The sequence below is a fragment of the Streptomyces sp. RLB3-17 genome (assembly GCF_007113425.2).
Taxonomy (GTDB): Bacteria; Actinomycetota; Actinomycetes; order Streptomycetales; family Streptomycetaceae; genus Streptomyces; species Streptomyces mirabilis_D.
The window spans coordinates 1,343,136-1,362,176 of record NZ_CP041610.2 but is presented as its reverse complement, the minus strand read 5'-3'; the positions used below and the strand labels follow the sequence as shown (position 1 = coordinate 1,362,176).

The following is a 19,041-nucleotide window of genomic DNA, read 5'->3' as shown; positions in this document are numbered from 1 at the left end:
ATGCGGTGGCAACTGCGGCTGCGGGCAGCCGAACGCGGCGTGTTCAAAGCCGTCGAGATGCGCCGCCTGCTGGCCCAGGCCGGACTGCCCATCAGCGCGGGCAAGATGTCCGCCCTGTGGTCCACCGCCGTGGCACCCGTATCGATCCGGCTCGACGACCTCGACATCATCTGCCGCGTCCTGGGCTGCGACGCAGCCGGCCTCCTCGTCCTGGACCCCGCACCCGGCGACCCCACCACCCCGCCCCGGACCCCACCACCCGTGCCCGCCGCCGAGACCATCGGCGAGACCTGGGCATGGAACAACAGCCGGCGGCTCCCACGGCCGGCCGGCGGCCGCACACGGCCCTCGATACCACCGGTCTGAGCCCCGTGCACCCCACCCTGCCCTCACCCACCCAGCCGATCCCGTCGGCGACAGGAGATCAGCAGCCCAAGGACGCACGGGAGTTCGTGCGCAGCCGGGGCCGGCCCCGCGTGTGTCCCGGTTGCGGGGTGCGGCCGGTGGCCTTCACCGTCCCGCGCATCGACGTCTGTTTCGTCTGCCTGCCCGGCGGCCCGCACACCCCGCCCCCGTGCACGGTCTGCGGCCGCAGCGGCTTCTTCTTCCACCAGGGCCTGTGCACCGGCTGCCACCCCTTCTCACCTGACCGCCGGGATGCGTGTCCGGACTGCTACGCCTGGGGGACCAGTGCGGCCTCGCGGTGGCGGTGCTGGGGCTGCCTGGACTGGCACCGCAAGTTCTCCAGACACGGGCCGGGCGGCCCGTGCGCGTGGTGCCGGCGCACTGTCGCCCTCAACCGGGACCGGGCCTGCTGGATGTGCTGGCAGCAACGGGCCCGGCTGCGCCGTGCGACGGGAAATCCCCACGCCTCCTACGAACAGGCCGTCGACAGCGGCTGGGTGCAGCTGTCCATCGCCAACACCCGCCCCCAGGAACGCCGCCCCACACCCGCACGCGTGGGTGCCGGGTCCGGGCCGGAGCCGGTGGGCGACGGCACAGATCCTGCCGCCGCGCTGCCGGCAGCCGTTCTGGTGCCGTTCAGCCACCGGCAGTTGGTCCTGTTCGAGCCGCCGCCGCGCCTGGTGACGGCCTCCACCGGGGTGCCGCTCGATCCCGTGCTCGCCGGCTGGCTGCAGGCGTAACTGGCCGCCTGGGGGCGATCCCGCGGCTGGACGCCCTCGACGCTGACCCGCGGACGGCGGGGCCTGCGGATCCTACTGGCCACCCAGGACACCCCCGGCGGCCCCGTTCCGGCCAGCCTGCTCCAGCACCTGTCAGGCAAAAACCTCGCATCCCACCTGCTCCGCGAGTTCCTCACCGCTCACGGCTTCCTCGAGGACGACCTGCCGCAGACCATCGACGTCTGGTTCGCCCGTATGACAGCCGCCCTGCCCCAGCCCATGGGCCGCCAGCTCGCCCACTGGTTCACCACCCGCCTGCACGGCCGGAGCACCCCGCCCCGCAGCCCGGCCCGCTCCCCGGCCACCATGCGCCACCACCTGCAGTTCGCCCTTCCCGTCCTGGCCCGCCTTGCCGCGGTCGGCGTGAGTGACCTCACCCACGTCAGTGCCGCCCAGCTCCGGCAGGAACTGGACGCCTGCCACCTTGTGGGCAACGACTACACCGACACTGCCTCCGCCCTGCGCACCGTGTTCACCTTCCTGCACACCCACCACGGCGCACCGAGCAACCCCGCCGTCCACCTGCGCGTCGGCACCCTCCACCGCGGCATCCCGCTGCCGGCCGACCTCGACCCGATCCGTGAGGCCCTCACTTCACCCGACCCGTCCCGCGCCGCCGTTACCGCCCTGCTCGCCTTCCACGCCCTGCGCACCACCGAGATCCGCACCCTCACCCTCGACAGCCTGCGCGACCTCGACCAGAGCCGGCTCCACCTGCCGGATCGCACCGTCCTGCTCGCCGACCCGGTCAGAATCCGTCTGAGCGCCTACCTCGCCCACCGCACCGCGACCTGGCCCCGCACCGCCAACCCCCACCTGTTCCTCACCCGTCGCACCGCGATCTCCACCACGCCTGTCAGCCGGCCCTGGCTCTACCGCCGCTACCCCTCCTCCAGCCACCTCCTGCGCGCCGACCGCCTCGTCGACGAAGCCTAGGCCGCCGGGGACACCCGCATGATCTGCGAACTATTCGGCCTCACCTTCAAGGCCGCGGTCCGTTACACCCGCCTCTACGCGGCTGCGGTGGCGTCTTCAAGCGTCCTCGGGTGTTGACGAGGGGGCCACGCTCAGGTGTCGAAGGCACCGCACCCGCGTACGGCGCGCCCCGACGGGTCTGCGAGGATGTCCGGCGGCGTCCGCACCGGGCCCCGCAGCGCTCCGCGGGTCCGGAAATGCGCAGGCGGCGACGGGCGGACGGGGTCGGGCCCGGCGGGCGGGAGAGCGGAGTGGTGGGGGACGTGCCGGAGTACCCGGAGTACGTTGCCGCGGCGGTGTTCGCCGTGGGCGGCGTCGTCCATGCCGTGCTGGCGCCGCACCGGTTCTCCACCGCTGTCCTGTTCTGCCTCGCGGTGACGTCGGCTGGGCTCGGCGAGGCCGCCCGCAGTGCGGAGACTCACCCCACCGTCGTGACCGTGCTCGCCGTCGCCGCCCTGCTCATGACCCTCGCGCTGGGCCTGCTCCTGCTGGTCGACAGCATCGTCCTGGTCCGGCGCTACGGACCGCAGGCGTCCCTGCTGGCCACCGGCGCCGCCGGCTGCGCCCTGCTGGCGGTGCTCGGCCTCGACGCGGTCGTCCAGACTGCCGGGGGCGAGGTGGCGGGTGCCCTCATGGTGGCGGTGAACGCGGCCGCCGGATACCTCAGCCTGCTCTTCCTCGCCTTCACCGTCTACGTGTTCGTCCGGGGCCGCAGCACCCCGCCGCCGGAGACCACCCATGTCGTCGTCCTGGGCGCCGGGCTCAATGGCGACCGGCCCGGTCCGCTGCTGCGCCGCAGGCTGGAGCGGGCCCTCGCGGTCGACGACGCCGGCGCACCGGACGCAGACGGTGTGGTGTTCGTCGTCTCGGGCGGCCGGGGCGACGACGAGGTGCGCTCCGAGGCGGACGCCATGGCCGACTACCTGCGCGCACGCGGGGTGGCTGCCGACCGGATCGTGCGGGAGGACCGCTCCGTGAACACCGGGCAGAACCTCCGCTTCAGCGCGGCTCTCATGGACCGCACCGCTTCCGGGCACCGTGCCACGGTGGTCACCAGCGGCTTCCACGTCTACCGCACGGCCCTGCTGGCCTGTCGCTCCGGCGTCCTTGTCCACGTCGTGGGGGCGCCGACCTCTCCCGCGTACTGGCTCTCCGCGACCCTGCGTGAGTTCGCCGCCGTCCTGTGGTTGGACCGGCTGCCCCTGATCGGGCTCAGCCTGCTGCTGGCGGTGCCTGTGGCGACAGCGGTCTTCCAGCGCTGAGGCACCCGTCGCGCGTGCCGCCCCGGGCAGCAGGGTCGGCGTGGCTTCGCCAGCAACCCGCGCCCGCGCCGAACAGCGGGGGTGGCCGCTGGCTGACGGAGCTTGCAGGTCACAGCGCGATCGGATGGTATCTGAGAGCTTCGTGGACGATCTGCTCTGCATTGAAGTCATCGGGACTGGGAATGACTTCTCCGGCCAGGATGCGGCCGTCGAAGGTGCCGATGATAGCGACGCTCTGCTGGCGACAGCCTCCTCACCGAATTCCTTAAGGAGTTGGGCTGTACCAGTGGCGACCGACGACCCCGCGCGTCTTAGAAGGTGTCTCGGTTGGTGTGCGGTTCACATTCCGCGCTCCGGTCCGTACGTCTCCCACATGCGCTGACCCGGCCCTGTGGGCAGGTATTCCAGCAGAACAGGGCCGGGGTAGAAGACCGCGCTGTCCCAGCCGGTCATCTCCCCGCCGACCAGGTACCGGTACAGCCATTCTGCGAAGGTCATCGCGTGTCCCACCCAGTCACCTTCTGAGCCCTGGACTACTACGCCCATGGAAATCCCGTGAACTTGGGTAGCCCCGAAGATCACGGCCCCCTGGTCGGTGGAGGCGAGGGGGATCAGGCCCTCGGCGGTTCCAAAGCTGAGCTGCGGGAGGTTGCAGAAGACGCGAGGGTCGTCCTCCGGCTCAGTGACGTAGGACTCCCATGAACTCTTTGCCCAGGTGGCCGACGTCGAACGTATGCGCTCGGCCAGGTTGAACCATGCAGATGCCGGATGGTGGAGGTAGAGGTGCCCGTTGATCTGCACCGGCGCGTAAGCGTCGACGATCTGCTTGTAGTCCGCCGGCAGGGCTCTGCCGACTTCCTTCCGGCCTGGAGCTGATGACCGCCCTGCACCCGCCGACCCGGGCCTCCGAAGCGGACGCGACAGGCAAGCGGCACTCCGAGCACAACCCCGGCTCGCTGGGGAAGGAGCCGGTGGACTGCGCGCCGTGCGAGGCCCCGGACGGGCACCCGCTGCTCGCCGACCTGCCGCGCTTCCACCACCGCACCCCGGCCGAGGTCCTGGTGGAGGAGGCGTACGACTGGGCGCGCCCGCTCACCGACGCCGAATGCCTTCGCCGGAACCTGGTGGGCATCGACGTGAACATGGCCTTCGCCGCCGGAGTCGTGCACGTCGACGGCACGCCCAGCGCCAGCTGGTCTCCGCTGCCCACGTCCACGCCGATCGTCATGGTCTGCTCGCTTCTCGTACGGTGCGGCGCCGTCCTGCCCGGCGCCGCGCGTACTGGTCACAGCAGCAGCTGGCCCCCACCAGAACCCCGACCACGGTCACGAAGCGACAACGCCTCCGTGGACCGGGCTGGAATCCCCTCCGATAACCCGGCCGACAACCGTCCGCACCCACTCCCGCACCCGCCCGCGAACCCGCAGGCCACCACGCCTGGTCCTGCCGTGGTGGGGAGGCAGACATCCCCTCTACGCCCCCGGACCACGCCCCACAGCAGGAAGAACAGAGAAGTGGGTGGGTGGGACAGGTCCTGGGCGGCGGGCGAGGGGATCGGGCGCCGCCGGTGTTGCTCGCGCGCGACGGCGGGGCCGCGCGCGACGCTGGACGGACAAGCCGCCCGCCGGTCAGAGGGCCGTTGGCTGCTGCGGGTTTTGGTCGCGGTATCGGCGGAGGGCACTGAGGATGTGCTGCTGGTGCAGGTCCGGGGTTGCGAGGGTGGTGGAGAGCGGTAGCTGGGGCGGGGCGGCGTCGATCTGGGGCGCGAGTTGGGCCATGATGCGATCGAGCCCGATGAGGACGTTGAACCGGTCGAGGTCTACGGGACTCAGGAGAGGCATCCCGTTCATGAGCTGGCGGGGCGTCAGGCTGACGAGCAGAGCGAGGAGTTCCCAGTCCTGATTGTCCAGGCGCTTGCGAGTCCATTCACCTGCCTGTTGCGGGGCAAGCATCGTCCAGGCGAGAAGCAGTTCGCGCTCTAGGGGTGTGAGCTGGTCGGCGCCGTGTTGTGCCGCGGGCAGCAGGTGGTGGGCAAGGTGCGTGGCCAGGACGTCGCGGGCTGCGCGGGCCCAGTCGGCCAGGTTCGCGTCTGTGGTGAGGTCGCCAGGCTGCTGCTCTGCGGGGTAGATGGTGTTGCGGAGGGTCTGGACGGCGAGCACGCCGCCGTCTGGGGTCTGGGCCATGCGGGCCAGTGCCTCAGGGCGCTGCTCGCTTGGCAGGTCGGCCAGGACGCGCCGCGCGAGGTGCTGGACGGCTGACTCGGGCCGGAGCAGGCCGAAGGCCTCGGCGGGGCCCTGGGCGTTGCCGTACTCGTCGGCAAGCAGCGCCAACAGTGCCTCGGATTCGGTGGCAGCCAGTGGGAGGCGCTGTTCGAGGCGGCGTATCACGCGGTGGGTATCAGTGCGCAGCCGCTCGGCCAGGGCAGTTGCCTCGTCTGCGGTCTGTCCGCTGATGATCTGCTGGACGGCGCGGTCGAACGCGGCTTCCGAGAGGTCGTCGTCCGGCACACGGAAGGAGGTGTAGCGATCGAAGTAGTCGCTGCTGCCGATGCCGTGGCGCCGTTCCGCGTCGCCCGCGGCGGTTGCCTGCCAACTCTCCAGCACGTTGGCTACCGGGCTGAAGAGCATTCCGAGCAGGCCGATTACGCTGTCGATGTGTTCGTCCGCGACATTGGCGCGCTGGACGCGGTCTTGCCAGAGCTTCAGCACATCAAGCGGTGTGTGGTGCCCGGGCGTGTAGGTGGTGCCTGTCAGTTCCGCGCGGTGCCGCTTGATCATCGCGTACACGCCGGGTTCCATGGTTCGCAGGAACGTCACCAGCATGAAGTCGACGAGGTCCACGTCATCAACGACTGAGCCGAGGCTCGCGTCGACCTGGCACATGAACCGCTTGATCGACCGCGGCGTCTGCAGACGCTGCTGCAGATACGACGCATACGCTTCGCCGAGTCGGGACATGTCCGTCGGCGTCAACTGCCGCTCATGGCGCTCAAGGAGCGCGGCGACATACATATTCATCAGAACGAGCGCCTCTTGTTCGCGGAAAGCCGGCAAGTCGAGGCGGACTTGCACGATCTTCTCCAGGAACTCTCGGGCTCGCGAGACGTCGCCGCCAACCAGGTCGCTGCGTGTGAGCACATCGAGCAGTGTGTGCTCGTCGTAGCTGAGCAGGTAGTGCACATTGGGCAGGCGCCCGATCAGCCGCACGAGCTTGAAGACTAGGAGCAACTCGTCGGGAGTGAGGCGGTCCAGGTCGTCCATCACGACCAAGATGGGAGTGTCGGCCTCGCGCAGAACGGCCTCGACTTTGCGCTTCGTCGCCGTCGCACTGGTCTCGCCCGCGATGCGCTTGCCTATGACCTTCATAGCCCCCGAGGCGTTCACACCAGGGAGACCCGTCAGGCTGCCCAGCGGGGCTATCTCCTGGGCGAACTTCCCCAGGTTCTCCCTCGCCGTCGACCACCGCTTGTTCTTAGGCAATGCGGCGCGGATCTCCGCGAACAGCCCCGCCGTCAGCGATTCCAGGTCTGGGTACAACCACGGGTTGATCTCTGCAATCAGCCAGTGCTCTGTCTCAGCCGGTTCCTCGCGCAGCGCGTCCATCGTCATCGTCAGCACGGACGACTTCCCGGCCCCCCATGCTCCGATCAGCGCCAGCACGCTTGAGTCGCTCTGCGTGCGGACGCTGCGCACAAGAGCTGCTGCCTCGCGCGCGTAGCTTCGGCGGCCTAGCAGATCAGGAGCAGAGGGCGATCCGTCGACGGGGTCATCGCTGAACAACGACAGGGAAGGCATGCCGGACATCATGGCGTACCCCGCCGCTCTGCGGCCCACTCTCGTACCGACGTGCGGCGGCCCCAGGCTTCCTCGCCTGGGGCCTTCGCGGGGACACCGTCATGAACCCGAGCGGCTGCCATGCCGTTCGCGGCCGCCGTCTGGGCGCCTCCGGGTGTGACCAGTTTGGTGCTCTCTCCGAGGCGTCGGCGGTCCGCCAGGTCGCGTTCGTCGCCGTTGGCGCCGGTGAGGTCCTCGCGCGCCCGGCTGTCCTGGGCGACCGCGGCCGCGTCGATCCGAGCCCACTGCTCATAGGTGAGGTCGGGCAGCAGAGGCCGCAGTGTGGAGGGCGAAAGCAGCGCGGGGGCAGCGCCGTGCAGGAGGTTGGTGAGGCCGGCGCCGTGCGCGTTGCGGTGGAGTTCGCCACCGCCCGACAGGACTTACGCGGATTCGTAGGAGCAGGAGGCTTGGTCGCTGATGGTGATGGCCGACGTCACTGCCCGTGCGCGAGGAGAATCATGGTCAGCGGTACCGCTGACCATGATTCCTCTATCCCCCAAGGCCGGGGCCGTCGCGGAGATCTGGCGAGTCTTGCGTCCGGGAGTGCGGCGGCCTCGAAGGCCCTGACCGCCGTGCTTCTCGACGACGAGGAACTGCGGGCCGGCGGCGCCCCGGAGCAAGCTCACGTTGCCCTCCACGGTGCACAAGCCTGCGCCACCACGGCTGGTTTGCTGGCTCTGACCTGAACAACTCTCGATGGCTTGTACCGTCGAAATCCCACTGATGCCACAATGCGCGCTCGGCGTCCCCGCACCCTTGGTTGGGCACAGGAAGCGGCTGGCCGTTGCGCCAGGCACCGACGCACTCCACCGCATGCTGCAGAGCCTGCCGCATCGCCCAGGACGACACCGGAACGAACGTGTTGTCCGAGGCATCGACGACGGTGAGCACGTCGCTCAGACGGCTACGCGTCTCCCTGTCCGGGACCAACTGGACGCTGCTGTGCGTCTGGATGAGGGCTTCGCTCAATCGGCGCTCCAAGGCCGCGGATGTATCGCTGCCCGCCGCCGGATCCTCCGGCCTGTCAAGGACGACCTTGTGCAGAGCCATGAAGCCGTCGTTCAACTTGTTGGCCAGCGCCTCCTTCTGATCTTCGCTTCGGATGCGGCGGCCGTCTTTCAGCGACGCGCGGTTCAGGTACACGCCGCCCAGGCTCACGGCGGCACCAATCCAGGCGACGCCGAGGGCGGTGATGTCGGAGAGGTCCATGATGGCCAGTCTGGTCCTACGAACGGGTCCAGCGATACCAGCACCATCCCGGGTCCGTGAAGCGGGGACACTGATCACGTCGGCGTACTTCCATGCTGAGGTGCTGCTTCGTCTAAATTCCCTTATACGAGGCAGGTTGCCTGAGAGTGATTCTGAGGGGGAGTGGTAATGAGCGAGGAGAGCAAACCGAGTACTGGCGGGGCTCCCGGAGGACGTCCTACGGCATCGGCAAGGGGGAGGCGGCGCGCCTTCCTAGGCACCTATGCACCCGCCTTCTACGACTGGGCAAACCGCCACGACGTGTACGGATCGAACGAGCCGAACGCAGTGCTGGAGAACGCGATCGGGCTGATGCTCTGCTACGACGAACTATGGTTTCTTGACCGTCGCCACTGCCCGATGGACATGCAGGACCTGAACTTCGTGAAGTTCGTCTCCGATGACGCGGAGCTTGCGAGAACAGCCGGGGAAGTAGCTGGGGACGTGAGCAGCATGCTCTGGAAGCAGCTCGCCAGACCACGGGGCCATCCGGAGCGGCCGGCGTACTCGAGGAGGCGTATCAGCACGCATCCTCAGTACGCCAACCGTTGGAGCCAGCACCATCCCTTGCAAGATCATTTGTCGGGGGCTATGCAAGCCGCCGGCAACTCGTGCGACCTGCGGCCCCTCAAGGGAGCGACCATTCCATGGATGGGGCCGTGGGCGGACGTTCAGCAGATGTCTGAGTGGGTGGTCGCCGATGCTCTCCAGCTGGGCCCGATGGACTACATCGTCAATTCTGGCTCAGCCGTTCTCCTTGACTTGTGGCAGACGACCGAACACGACGAGTCCGGCGAGCCCGACGCAATGCAGTTCGAACAACACAAGGTTGCTGCTGTCGAAGAGCTCCTTCACCTGCGCAGCACCGAAGCCTTGACTTCTCAAGGCCCCTTCCACGAGTACGTCCTTGACCTTCGCAAGGACAGGCGTATTCACGAGCTGCGGGATGTCCTCGCGGGCGCCCCGTCATCCCAGGGCAGCGCCGCAGCACTCGTCGCCGAAGTGGAACAGCAGGTTGCGGATGTCACGCTTGAGGCCCTGAGCCCGGATCCACCGGCTTGATTGTGGTGTGATCGGTTCGGGGTCGTGCAGGGCGTGTCGGGGCTGAGTTGCGGATTCGGGCGTGGGGCGGCCGCTGGTCTGCCCAGCCTTTCCACTTTTCCGCAGTTCTCGGGCCCTTTCGGGCAGGTCGGTCGGGGAGTGTCAGGGGGCTGGTGGCGCGTGCACGATGCTGAAGAGCTGGGTGAAGTCCGTGCTCCAGGGCCAGCGTTCGGGCAGGTGCAGGGTGAGGCGGCGGGCGGAGCGGGCCAGGCGGGCGGGCACGTTGATCAGGTGGTCACGGATGGTGGCGGTGGTCGCTCTGGCATGGAACGTGCCGGCCAGTGCGCCAGCGGCGCGGGTCAGGTTGTGCGCCAGGGCGGCCAGGGCGAGCCACGCGGCATTGGCCTGGAAATGCCCGGAGGGTGCGTGGGCGAAGGCGCTGTTCTTGACATCCGCGATCACCTGCTCGACGACAGCGTGCCGTCGGTGATCACGCTCGGCATCGTTCAAGGAGAGCGGGGAGTCGGTGAACGCGGCGTGGTAGCGCCAGGTGTCAAACAGCGTGCCCTGTCCGGCGGGGACGGTGCCAGTGCTCAGGCGTTTGACGCGGCGCACGATCAGACGGGCGGTGACCTGCTGCTTCTTCGGCTTGGAAGTGAAGGCGGTGTAGCCGGTCTCGGCTATCTCGGCGTCGGAGATCCAGCACTGGCCCTCCTCGTCCCAGACCGCCTTGGGGTACTTGATCGGCATCCAGGCGTCCTCATCGATGCGGGCGATGGCGGCCTTGACGGAAGCGTTCATCCGCACGGTGATGGAGAACCGCGCGCCCAGCGCCCGGCAGGAGTTGACGACATCGGCGCCGTAGAACGCCGAGTCCGCGCGCATCACCAGCAGGCCATTCGCGCCGCAGGCGCGGGCGGTGCGGATGGTCTCGGCGACGAACGCTGCCGCCCCGCGCGCGGAGTTCGATGGTCCCTTGCGCAGCCTCGTGGCGGCGATCACCGGGGCGGCCAGGGGTGTGGAGACGATGCCGAGCAGCGCGTTCAGGCCCTTGACCTTGCTGTATCCGTAACCGGTGCCCTGCTTGGCGTAGCCGTAGGTGCGGCGGATGGTGTCATCGATGTCCACGTAGGCGACCTGGTCCGCGCCGGGCAGCAGCGGGGCGTGACGGGCCAGTTCGGGAAGGAACCGGCGGGCCACGGCGTGCAATTGCTTCACATGCCCGTGCGTGAAGGAACGCAGAAACGACCCCAGCGTGGACGGGGCCCGCACACCGGAGAACAGGCGGCCCATCGCGCCGTGCCGTAGCCGGTGCATGTCATCGATGCTGTCGGCGCCCGCGACCATGCCGCCCACCAGCGACATCACTTTCGCCGCGGGGAAGGCACCGGTGCCGTCCTTCGAGGCCGGCAGACGGATGTACTCCCCGACCAGTGCGGGCAGACCGCACCGCTCGGCCAACCGCACCACCGGCTCCAGGCCGCCGTACGCGATTAGGTTCGGGTCGTCGAACGCGGATGAGACCGCCGCTGCGGCATGGGAAGATTGCATCTCGGAAGTGCCTTGCTGATCGCGCCTGATGTGGTCCTAGAGAAACCCCATCATCGCAGGTCACAAGGCACTTCTTCGTTCCCCGAGAAACTGTCCACAGACATCAAGCCGGTGGATCCAGGCTGAGGCGAGACCACCGGCCCGCGCTGTTGCGCACCATCGGCAGTATGTCCCTCAGCGCCCTCGGCAATCACCTGATGCCGGGCCTCGGCGGCATCCTCGGGAGCCTGGTCAACGCTGACCGTGTTGTCTCCGACTTCAAGTTCCGCCAGGACACCACCTGGGCGATGTTCATCGTCGATGCGCGGGAGAAGCGTCCACAGCTGGACAGAGCCGACTCCCCCGCAACGTTCGTGGAGGGGAATGACGCAGGATGACCGGCACAATCGACGAGCGGCGGGCGGCCGAGCACGCCAGCTTGTGGAAGGCCGACCTCGGGAACCCCGCACTACACCCGAGCCCTCGTCAGCGCCGGACGCGCCGCCACCTCACCGCCCTGAGCACCAGCGTGGCCGGAGCCTCGGGCGTGGCCTCCGTCCCGGCAGCCAACAACTGGACGGAGTGGACCATTGACTCGCACCGAAGATCGTGCAAGTCCGCCTCGACTTGCCGGCCCCTGGGCACCACACGTCCGCCAGTGGCTTAAGCCGCTTGTCCAGGTCGCCGAAATCAGCCGGTACTGCCGTTCATGAGCCTCGTGAGGCCGTAGGAAACCTGTACTCGCCGTTCTTCGGATTCGAGAACCGCGCAGAACGTCGCCGTTGGTTCGCAGCCCTTTCAGTCGGCGCCTGGAACGCCTTTGGTCAGATCTGGACCTGATCGAGGCGGGAACCCGAGATCTTCCAGGGCCAGGACCACCGGGTCGAGCCAACCGCGCCGCCAACGCGGCCGCATCACTGGCCGCAGAATCGGCCGGTGCGGCCAGCGACGCCCGGGACGCTGCCAACGCGGCGGCCACGCATGCGGAGAACGCCGCCAAGGACGCCGATGACGCGGCAGCCCACGCCGGGCAGGCGGCCACCGCCGCTGCCCAGTCCGCGGCCCATGCCAAGGCCGCCCAGGCCGCAGCCGACGCGGCCACCGCGGCCGTCGACAAGGCCAAGAAGACCCACAACACCGCCGTCAAGATCGAGACGGAGGAGCTGACCGAACGCACCAACGCCGGCATCGCCCAGGCGAAAGACCTCAAGGCCCAGCAGGACCAGCAGACAGCCGCCGACACGGCAGCCGCCCAGCAGGTCAAGGACACCGACACCCAGGCCAAAACCCTGGCGACGCAGGCCACACAGCCCGGAGCCGACCCCAAGGCCCTCGCCCCGGCCGGTCGCAAGATTGCGCTGGCGACCATGCAGACCGGCAGACCCTGGAGCAGAGGCGCAGCCGAGGTGGCCCTCACCGGCAGCGACCAGGACGTCGTCGACTACCTCACCACCCGCCGCACACAAGCCGCCCACCAGGACGACCGCTACCAAGTACAGACCCTGGCCCAGGAAAGCTCCCTGGCCTCGGTGCGCACCGCCGCCGAGGAAGCCCTCAAGGGCAGCGACGACCAGGTCTCCGCGTTCCTGGCCACCGGGCAGTACGAGGCCGGGGCCCAGGACTTCCGCGTCGCCATCGCCCAGATCATCGACGCCGGCGGACCGGTGGTGCATGAGACCGGCCGGGCCGCGCTGGACTCCGACGACCCGCAGAAATTCAGGCAGTTCATCACCACCGGGCAATACCAGGCCCGTACCCAGGACGAACGGGTCCGCGCGGCCCAGCTGATCGACAGCGGCGGCCCCGACCTCAAGTCCGCAGCGCACATCGCCCTGGAAGGCCCCGACGACCTGCTGGACCAGTTCATCCAGGTCGGCCAGTACAAGGCCCAGCGCCAGGACTTCCTCGGCGCCACCCACACCGCGCAGATCGCCCAGCTGATCGCGGACGCCGCCGGCACCGCGGCCACCGCCCAGCAGAACGCCGCCGACGCCCACAAGGCCGCCGCCACCGCCGCCAAGGCAGCACAGCAGGCCGCCGACTGGGCGAAGAAGGCCGACGCATCCGGCAAACAGGCCAAGGGCTACGCCGACCAGGCCACCCAGTCCGCCAAGGACGCGCAGGCCTCCGCCGACCAGGCAGCCGCCTCCGCCCACACCGCGGCCAAGGCCGCCGCCTCCGCCGACAAGTCCGCGAGCGACGCGGCCACCTCCGCCGTCGACGCCGCCGGCTCCGCCCAGTGGGCCCAGGCATCCGCCACCGCCGCCTACACCGCAGGCGACCAAGCCCGCGCCTCCGCCACCGCCGCCGGCAAGGACTCCAAAGCCGCCGACCAGGCCTTCAAGGACGCCTTCCAGGCAGCCGTGGAGAAGAAGGAAGCCGAACGCAAGGCCGCCGAGAAGGACACCGGAAGCCAAGGCGAAGTACGACGCTACCGCTGCGGCATGCTCGGCTGTGAGCCCCGCGAACACCCGGCCCGCTGGTGCCAGCACAACGAGGTCCTCTGCGAGCTCTCCACCATGGGCCCCGCCGCCGATGCCGCGGGCAGGCAGGCGTGGACCTTCGAGAAGGACCTCCTGGGCCTTGGACAACTCGACGCCTGCAAGGGCGGGGACCCCGTGGCCTGCCTCCAACTCGCCGAGGACGTCACCCTCAGGTCCAAGTTCAAGCTCCTCGAACGAGGTATGGACGCGCTGCAGGACTTGCGCCTCAAGCGGTACGTGCCGGGATGCGCCCAGTGCTTCCCGGCCGGCACCAAGGTCCTCATGGCCGACAGCGGCACGCGGCGTATCGAGACGATCCACCCGGGTGACACCGTCCTGGCTACTGACCCGGCCACGGGCCGCACCGCAGCCCGCAAGGTCAGCCGTCTCATCATCACCGATGGCGACAAGCACTTCGATGAACTCACCATCACCACCCCTGACGGCCCCCGCAAACTCACCGCCACCTACGAACACCCCTTCTGGAACCCCTCAGCACATCAGTGGGTCAAAGCCCGCGACCTCACCCCCGGCACCACACTCCTCAGCACTCACCGCACCACCGTGCGGGTCAAGGCCAACCGCGCCTTCGATCAGCACACCCGCACCTACAACCTCACCGTCGACGACCTCCACACGTACTATGTGCTGGCGGGCGAGACACCGGTCCTGGTGCACAATTCCACCACCCCATGTCCGACCGTTGCGCGAATTGCTCCCGGGTCTCTTCCTCCAACGGAAGAGGCTGCTCTTGGTCGCACTTTGAGTCATATTGACGCGGGAACAGTCCCCACTGGTCCGACTGCGAGGCGATGGGGTATTCCATTCCAAAATCGAGAGGGGAAGTTGCCCGGTGGACAGGGGGCCAACTCTCCCTACCGCGAGTATCGTGTAGAGCCGCCTCCCGGCACCTCCGGGGCCGGCGCCCTTCGCGTGGTTCGCAACGATCAGACGGGTGAGACGTACTACACATGGACGCACTACGGCGATTCCGGAGACCCGGCATTTGTTCAGGTTCGGTGATCGGGCATGAATGATTTCGAGTCAGGGCTTACGTGGGTCCGTGGCGATGAAATGTGCTCTCTTGCGAGCAGTATCGCCCAGCAGGGGTATCGTGTGTACTCCATAACCACTGCTGACGGCTCAGGTCGCGCGGCATTCTTCAATGCCGTTCGCGCAGCACTTCCGTTGGATCCTCCGGTGGTAAGCTCGCGTAGCTTGGACGCGCTTTCAGATTCTCTGTGGGGCGGGATCCAGTCAACCGATGATCAGAAAATCGCGATCATCTGGGAAGACTCATCGCGCTTCTTCGAGGGGTCTCCCGAGGAATTTGAGGATGCGTGCTCGGTCCTGGCTGAAGTCGCCGAGTCTCTAGCTGATCGGACGTTTACAGCGGGACAGCCGAAACAGGTTCGCGTCTTCGTTTCAAGAGAGTAGTTCTCACGTCGAATCCAAGCCCAGAACTACTCCGATGATGGCGCCTTCGACGGTTATACGATGGGTGACCATCGACCGATTTGATCACCCCTCAGGGTGGCAGGTTGAGATCCTGTGGTGCGGGTGTTTCCTGAGCCCGCACCACAGTGGAGCTTCTCCGTCCAGACGGGCCTTACGGACTTACGCGGCCGTCGTCCGAGGATCCGGTACCGGCAGTTACTTTTCACGGCCGGTAAGGAGTTCGGTCCCCGGACGCTCTACTGGGCCGATCACGGAATGGGTTGGGTCGGAACACGCAGTATGAAATGCGATCCTGCAGCACCCCGCTGAACGGTTTGCGGGATTCTTGATTCCCTTGGGGGTTCCAGCGTTGTTGTCTCAGCCTTTCGACATACCGCCGCCGCAGACGCTCCTTCGCTCGCCGCGCGGACTCGCCACAGCCACGAGCGTGTTGCTCGGCCTGGTCGCCGCAGCCGACCTGTTCGCCCTGTACGCGGGGATGCGGATGCACAGTGTGAGCGGTGATCTGCTCAACCGCAGCGCCGACGACATCGCCGGCGCCGACGACCTGTACAAGCTGGCCGGGAACCTCCAACTGATCGGGATCCTCGCCACCGCCGTCGTGTTCGTCGTCTGGTTCTACCGGGTCCGCTGCAACGCGGACATGTTCGCGCAGGACGTGTGCACGCGGAGCCGGGGCTGGGCCATCGGCGGCTGGTTCATCCCGATCGGCAACCTGTGGATTCCGTTCACGATCGCCCGCGAGATCTGGACTGCGAGCGCGCAGAACGCACCGGACAGATCGTGGCGCGAGGTCTCCCAGCGGCCCGTAGGGCTGTGGTGGGCCGCCTGGACCGCAGCCCTGGTGATGGCCCGGATCGGTTCCACCATGCAGTCCCAGGCCGGGAGCCCCGAAACCCTCCAGCGCGCCGCTGACGTGACCATGATCGCCGATGCGTTGAACCTCACGGCCGCACTCCTCGCCATCGCCTTCGTAAGAAAGCTGACGGCGATGCAGCAGCACACCGAAGCGACCCCGGGACCGGTCGCCGCCGCCTAGAGGGTGCGTTTCATAAGCGGCTGTCCGCTGATGTCCGCAGCATGATCGGCCAGTACAGTCGCCCTCATGGCAACACCGGTACTGCGGGCGATTGAGTGGGACGGGACGTCATGGGACGACCCGTCTGACGAACATCTGCACGATCTGCTGGCCGACATGAGCCTGACTTGGCGATTTGTAGTTGTCCAGCGGCTCGACCTCGAACCTGTCGGCCAGCACTACATGCAGGTCTATCTCAACGATGAAGCTTCCCCGTGATCTTGGACACTTGATCTCTATGCTGCGAGGCCGTGTTGGTGCCGTTGCCGGGTCTCGGCTGGGGTGAGGTAGCCGAAGACCTTGTGCTTGCGCAGTCGGCGGCGGTTATAGAACGTCTCGATGAAGTCGGAAACGTCGGCGCGGGCGGTGGCCCGGTCGGGCCAGACTCTGGTGCCGATCTCTTCCTTGAGCAGGGCCCAGAAACTCTCCGCGGCGGCGTTGTCGAAGCATGATCCGGTGCGTCCGCAGCTTTGTCGGAGGTTCAACTCGCGTATTTCACAGCGGAATTGGCTGCTGGTGTATTCGCTGCCGCGGTCCGAATGCGCTATGCAGCCGGGCCGGAGCCGCCCACGGCCGGCGGCCATCTTCAGGGCATCCACGACCAGGTCTGCGCGGTGGTGGTCGGCCATCGAGTAGCCGACGACCTCGCGGGTGGCCAGGTCCAGCCAGCAGGCGAGGTAGAGCCAGCCCTCGGCGGTCGGGAGGCAGGTGATGTCGCCGACCAGCTTCGTGCCGGGGATCTCGGCGTGGAAATCGCGGCCGATCAGGTCCGGAGCCGGCTTCGCCTTCTTGTCCGGCCGGGTCAGCGACCGCCGCCTGCGGCGATGGGCTCCCTGAATACCGTGCTCGCGCATCAGGCGGGCGACCCGCTTGCGGTTCACGCGCTGCCCCAGACGCCGCATTTCGGCATGGATGCGCGGGACGCCGTAGGTCTGGCGTGAGCCGACGTGGATGACGGTGATCTCGTGTACCAGGGCCTCGTCGGCGGCCTTGCGGACCGTTCGGGTCCTGGCCGCGGCGAGCCAGGCGTAGAAGGAGGAGCGGGCCACCTTCAGCAGCCTGCAGAGGAAAGCGACGCCGTGGGTGGTCTTCTCCGCCTCGATGAACGCGTACGTGTCGTTCACCGAGCGCTCTCCTTCGCGAAGAAGACCGCGGCTTTTCGCAGCACCTCGATCGTCTTGGCCTGTTCGATGTTCTGCCGACGCAGCCGCCTGAGCTCCTCACGCTCGGCCGTGGTGAGCTCACCCGGGGCTCCCTCGCCCCGATCTGCCTTGGCCCGGCGATACCAGCCGCGCAGGGACTCGGAGCTGATGCCGAGATCCCGGGCGACCGCCGTGACCGTCTTGCCCGAAGAGTCGACGAGCGCGATCGCGTCCCGCTTGAACTCCTCGGTGTACCGCTTCGTGTATTTGCTTCCCACCTGGCGCTACTTCCTCTGGAACCTCAGGTCCCAGTCTCCAGGTGTCCACGATCAAGGGGAAGGTTCAGCCTGAGCCACACCCACCGCTTCCGTCATACCCAGCTGACCAGGCTCGCCGAACTCGGCCTGCCCGTCCATGTGTTGATGCGCTATGCCGGACACGCCACCCCGTCGATGTCCATGCACTACGTCGCCGCCCGCGAGGAACACGCCGAGCAGGCATTCCTGGCCACCACCAAGCTGCGGGCGGACGGCACCCACGTCACCTTCTCCCGCGACGACCACGACAGCATGCACCTGTTCAACCGGGCCGACCGGTTCCTGCCCCACGGCTGGTGCATGCTGCCGCCCCTGCAGACCTGCGACAAGGGAAATGCCTGCCTGACCTGCTCGGTCTTCGTCACCGACGCCTCGCACCAGCCCGCCCTGGAGCGGCAACTGGCCGAGACAGAGGCCCTGATCATCCGCACCACCACCGCCTTCCAGGAACAGCACGGCCGCCCGATGCCCGAGGACAACATCTGGCTCCTCCAACGGCGGGCCGAGCACGCAGCCCTCACCAAGCTGCTGGACACCATCCGCACCAAGCCCGGCCAGGCAGTCCAGGGCGCCGGCTGCGGAGCCGCCACTACCGGCCCCGTCGCTCTCACCCTCGACCTCGACCGTCACCGAAGGACCCGGCCATGACCGACCCACGCACCAAGCGCACCCAGACCCTGGCCGCCGCCGCGAAGGCAAAGTCCCAGGCCAAGACGGAGGCGGCGGAGAAGGCGATCCGAACATTGGTCAAGCGCGGCGAGCCGATCACCTTCCAGGCCGTCCAGCGCGAGGCCGACGTCTCCCATGCCTTCCTCTATAACCACCCTGACCTGCGCGGACGCATCGAACGTCTGCGGGCCCAGGCCCGTCCGGCCACACCGGCGCCTCCGGCCGACGAGCAGAGCACCCTCGTCCTCGCGCTGACCGGTCAGATCACCCGCCTGAAGCAACAGCACCGAGAGGAAGTACAGGCTCTGCGGGACGCACTCGAACAGGCCCACGGCGAGAACCTCGACCTCCGACGTGAACTCGCCCGCCGCGGCGCAGACATCACACCGACGCAAGCTCACGTAATCGGGCCCTGCTGACGTCAACACATCTCATCAAGACGGTCGACAAGCCGACGCAGCTCGCGGGAACTGCGCTCGGACATCGACGTCATGACGGTCTCCAGGAGCTGCCTGGCCTCCCATGGCGAACCACAGCACTCAAAGATCCCGCAGCCGCCGTCGGGATACTCCACCCACAGGCGACGATAGGGATGGCGGACGAACCCTCGCCACATCCGCAGTGCCGCACTCACCTTGCCGGGCCACAGATCATCCCGCGTCCACTCAAGCCGGGCGATCACTGCCAGGGCATACGGCGACAGCCCACGGATAACCGAGGTTCGTGGATGAGATCGGCACCGGAACGGAAGGCCGGCACGAACCTTGCCAGGCCGCCTACGCGGCATGGTCCTTTCTGGTCGCAGTCACACGGCGATTCTT

At 67.9% G+C, this 19,041-nt stretch carries 18 protein-coding genes and 1 pseudogene; 13 read left to right on the top strand and 6 right to left on the bottom strand.

The window, feature by feature from the left end:
* The 4 genes from FNV62_RS06465 (at position 1) to FNV62_RS06450 (ending at position 3,421) form a co-directional block, all read left to right on the top strand.
* Positions 1–366: a helix-turn-helix domain-containing protein gene (locus tag FNV62_RS06465; protein WP_144314811.1), complete on the top strand. Its 366-nt coding sequence runs from the start codon at positions 1–3 to the stop codon at positions 364–366.
* A gap of 137 nt (positions 367–503) precedes the next feature.
* Complete coding sequence (locus FNV62_RS06460) at positions 504–1,145, top strand: hypothetical protein (RefSeq protein ID WP_144314810.1); 642 nt, start codon at positions 504–506, stop codon at positions 1,143–1,145.
* A gap of 234 nt (positions 1,146–1,379) precedes the next feature.
* Complete coding sequence (locus FNV62_RS57010) at positions 1,380–2,120, top strand: hypothetical protein (protein WP_164657614.1); 741 nt, start codon at positions 1,380–1,382, stop codon at positions 2,118–2,120.
* Positions 2,121–2,422: 302 nt separating this feature from the next.
* Complete coding sequence (locus tag FNV62_RS06450; RefSeq protein WP_144316303.1) at positions 2,423–3,421, top strand: YdcF family protein; 999 nt, start codon at positions 2,423–2,425, stop codon at positions 3,419–3,421.
* Positions 3,422–3,760: 339 nt separating this feature from the next.
* Here the strand turns inward: FNV62_RS06450 and FNV62_RS06445 are convergent, their stop codons facing one another.
* Entirely contained in the window at positions 3,761–3,919 is a 159-nt protein-coding gene (locus tag FNV62_RS06445; RefSeq protein ID WP_225900175.1) for a hypothetical protein, read from the bottom strand.
* 362 nt (positions 3,920–4,281) lie between these two features.
* On the opposite strand from FNV62_RS06445, the pseudogene FNV62_RS06440 reads away from it, so the two are divergent.
* Positions 4,282–4,581, top strand: a pseudogene (locus tag FNV62_RS06440) (transcriptional regulator); the annotation flags it as partial.
* A gap of 468 nt (positions 4,582–5,049) precedes the next feature.
* Here the strand turns inward: FNV62_RS06440 and FNV62_RS06435 are convergent.
* Together FNV62_RS06435 and FNV62_RS06430 are read right to left on the bottom strand one after the other, a co-directional pair.
* A complete protein-coding gene (locus tag FNV62_RS06435) occupies positions 5,050–7,215 on the bottom strand; it encodes a P-loop NTPase fold protein (protein ID WP_164657613.1) in 2,166 nt (721 codons plus the stop codon).
* Positions 7,216–7,743: 528 nt separating this feature from the next.
* Positions 7,744–8,463, bottom strand: a complete 720-nt coding sequence (locus FNV62_RS06430) for a hypothetical protein (protein WP_144314807.1) — start codon at positions 8,461–8,463, stop codon at positions 7,744–7,746.
* A gap of 168 nt (positions 8,464–8,631) precedes the next feature.
* Here FNV62_RS06430 and FNV62_RS06425 point away from each other — a divergent pair, with 168 nt between their 5' ends.
* Entirely contained in the window at positions 8,632–9,564 is a 933-nt protein-coding gene (locus FNV62_RS06425) for a hypothetical protein (protein ID WP_144314806.1), read from the top strand.
* 141 nt (positions 9,565–9,705) lie between these two features.
* On the opposite strand, the gene FNV62_RS06420 is transcribed toward FNV62_RS06425, so the two are convergent.
* The gene (locus FNV62_RS06420) at positions 9,706–11,094 is read right to left on the bottom strand and encodes an IS1380 family transposase (RefSeq protein ID WP_144314448.1); all 1,389 of its coding nucleotides are present in this window, start codon (positions 11,092–11,094) and stop codon (positions 9,706–9,708) included.
* A 167-nt stretch (positions 11,095–11,261) separates the two neighbouring features.
* Between FNV62_RS06420 and FNV62_RS06415 the strand changes: the two genes are divergently transcribed.
* From FNV62_RS06415 to FNV62_RS06395, 5 genes are all read left to right on the top strand, one after another.
* A complete protein-coding gene (locus FNV62_RS06415; protein ID WP_144314805.1) occupies positions 11,262–11,471 on the top strand; it encodes a hypothetical protein in 210 nt (69 codons plus the stop codon).
* Between the two features lie 384 nt (positions 11,472–11,855).
* Entirely contained in the window at positions 11,856–14,579 is a 2,724-nt protein-coding gene (locus FNV62_RS06410) for a polymorphic toxin-type HINT domain-containing protein (protein WP_144314804.1), read from the top strand.
* Between the two features lie 6 nt (positions 14,580–14,585).
* Positions 14,586–14,993: a barstar family protein gene (locus FNV62_RS57905; protein ID WP_097282995.1), complete on the top strand. Its 408-nt coding sequence runs from the start codon at positions 14,586–14,588 to the stop codon at positions 14,991–14,993.
* A 370-nt stretch (positions 14,994–15,363) separates the two neighbouring features.
* Positions 15,364–16,053, top strand: coding sequence for a DUF4328 domain-containing protein (locus FNV62_RS06400; protein WP_164657612.1), 690 nt, complete (start codon positions 15,364–15,366; stop codon positions 16,051–16,053).
* Between the two features lie 66 nt (positions 16,054–16,119).
* Positions 16,120–16,311 carry a hypothetical protein gene (locus FNV62_RS06395; protein ID WP_225900174.1) on the top strand — a complete coding sequence of 64 codons (192 nt, stop codon included), beginning with the start codon at positions 16,120–16,122 and terminating at the stop codon, positions 16,309–16,311.
* Positions 16,312–16,328: 17 nt separating this feature from the next.
* On the opposite strand, the gene FNV62_RS06390 is transcribed toward FNV62_RS06395, so the two are convergent.
* The gene (locus tag FNV62_RS06390; RefSeq protein ID WP_144314802.1) at positions 16,329–17,216 is read right to left on the bottom strand and encodes an IS3 family transposase; all 888 of its coding nucleotides are present in this window, start codon (positions 17,214–17,216) and stop codon (positions 16,329–16,331) included.
* Entirely contained in the window at positions 17,213–17,512 is a 300-nt protein-coding gene (locus FNV62_RS06385; protein ID WP_144314801.1) for a transposase, read from the bottom strand. The genes FNV62_RS06390 and FNV62_RS06385 overlap by 4 nt, the downstream gene beginning before the upstream one ends.
* On the opposite strand from FNV62_RS06385, the gene FNV62_RS06380 reads away from it, so the two are divergent.
* Entirely contained in the window at positions 17,411–18,199 is a 789-nt protein-coding gene (locus FNV62_RS06380; protein ID WP_318658499.1) for a tyrosine-type recombinase/integrase, read from the top strand. The genes FNV62_RS06385 and FNV62_RS06380 overlap by 102 nt on opposite strands.
* A complete protein-coding gene (locus FNV62_RS06375) occupies positions 18,196–18,639 on the top strand; it encodes a DUF6262 family protein (RefSeq protein ID WP_144314800.1) in 444 nt (147 codons plus the stop codon). Before FNV62_RS06380 ends, FNV62_RS06375 begins: the two co-directional genes overlap by 4 nt.
* Positions 18,640–19,041 lie beyond the last annotated feature (402 nt).

What these genes read in the sequence shown, in the direction of transcription:
- FNV62_RS06425 (WP_144314806.1), top strand. Translation starts at nt 8,632, where the DNA reads ATGAGCGAGGAGAGCAAACCGAGTACTGGCGGGGCTCCCGGAGGACGT.
- FNV62_RS06435 (WP_164657613.1), bottom strand. Translation starts at nt 7,215, where the DNA reads ATGCCTTCCCTGTCGTTGTTCAGCGATGACCCCGTCGACGGATCGCCC.
- FNV62_RS06465 (WP_144314811.1), top strand. Translation starts at nt 1, where the DNA reads ATGCGGTGGCAACTGCGGCTGCGGGCAGCCGAACGCGGCGTGTTCAAA.
- FNV62_RS06395 (WP_225900174.1), top strand. Translation starts at nt 16,120, where the DNA reads ATGGCAACACCGGTACTGCGGGCGATTGAGTGGGACGGGACGTCATGG.
- FNV62_RS06420 (WP_144314448.1), bottom strand. Translation starts at nt 11,094, where the DNA reads ATGCAATCTTCCCATGCCGCAGCGGCGGTCTCATCCGCGTTCGACGAC.
- FNV62_RS57010 (WP_164657614.1), top strand. Translation starts at nt 1,380, where the DNA reads ATGACAGCCGCCCTGCCCCAGCCCATGGGCCGCCAGCTCGCCCACTGG.
- FNV62_RS06430 (WP_144314807.1), bottom strand. Translation starts at nt 8,463, where the DNA reads ATGGACCTCTCCGACATCACCGCCCTCGGCGTCGCCTGGATTGGTGCC.
- FNV62_RS57905 (WP_097282995.1), top strand. Translation starts at nt 14,586, where the DNA reads ATGAATGATTTCGAGTCAGGGCTTACGTGGGTCCGTGGCGATGAAATG.
- FNV62_RS06415 (WP_144314805.1), top strand. Translation starts at nt 11,262, where the DNA reads ATGTCCCTCAGCGCCCTCGGCAATCACCTGATGCCGGGCCTCGGCGGC.
- FNV62_RS06375 (WP_144314800.1), top strand. Translation starts at nt 18,196, where the DNA reads ATGACCGACCCACGCACCAAGCGCACCCAGACCCTGGCCGCCGCCGCG.
- FNV62_RS06445 (WP_225900175.1), bottom strand. Translation starts at nt 3,919, where the DNA reads ATGACCTTCGCAGAATGGCTGTACCGGTACCTGGTCGGCGGGGAGATG.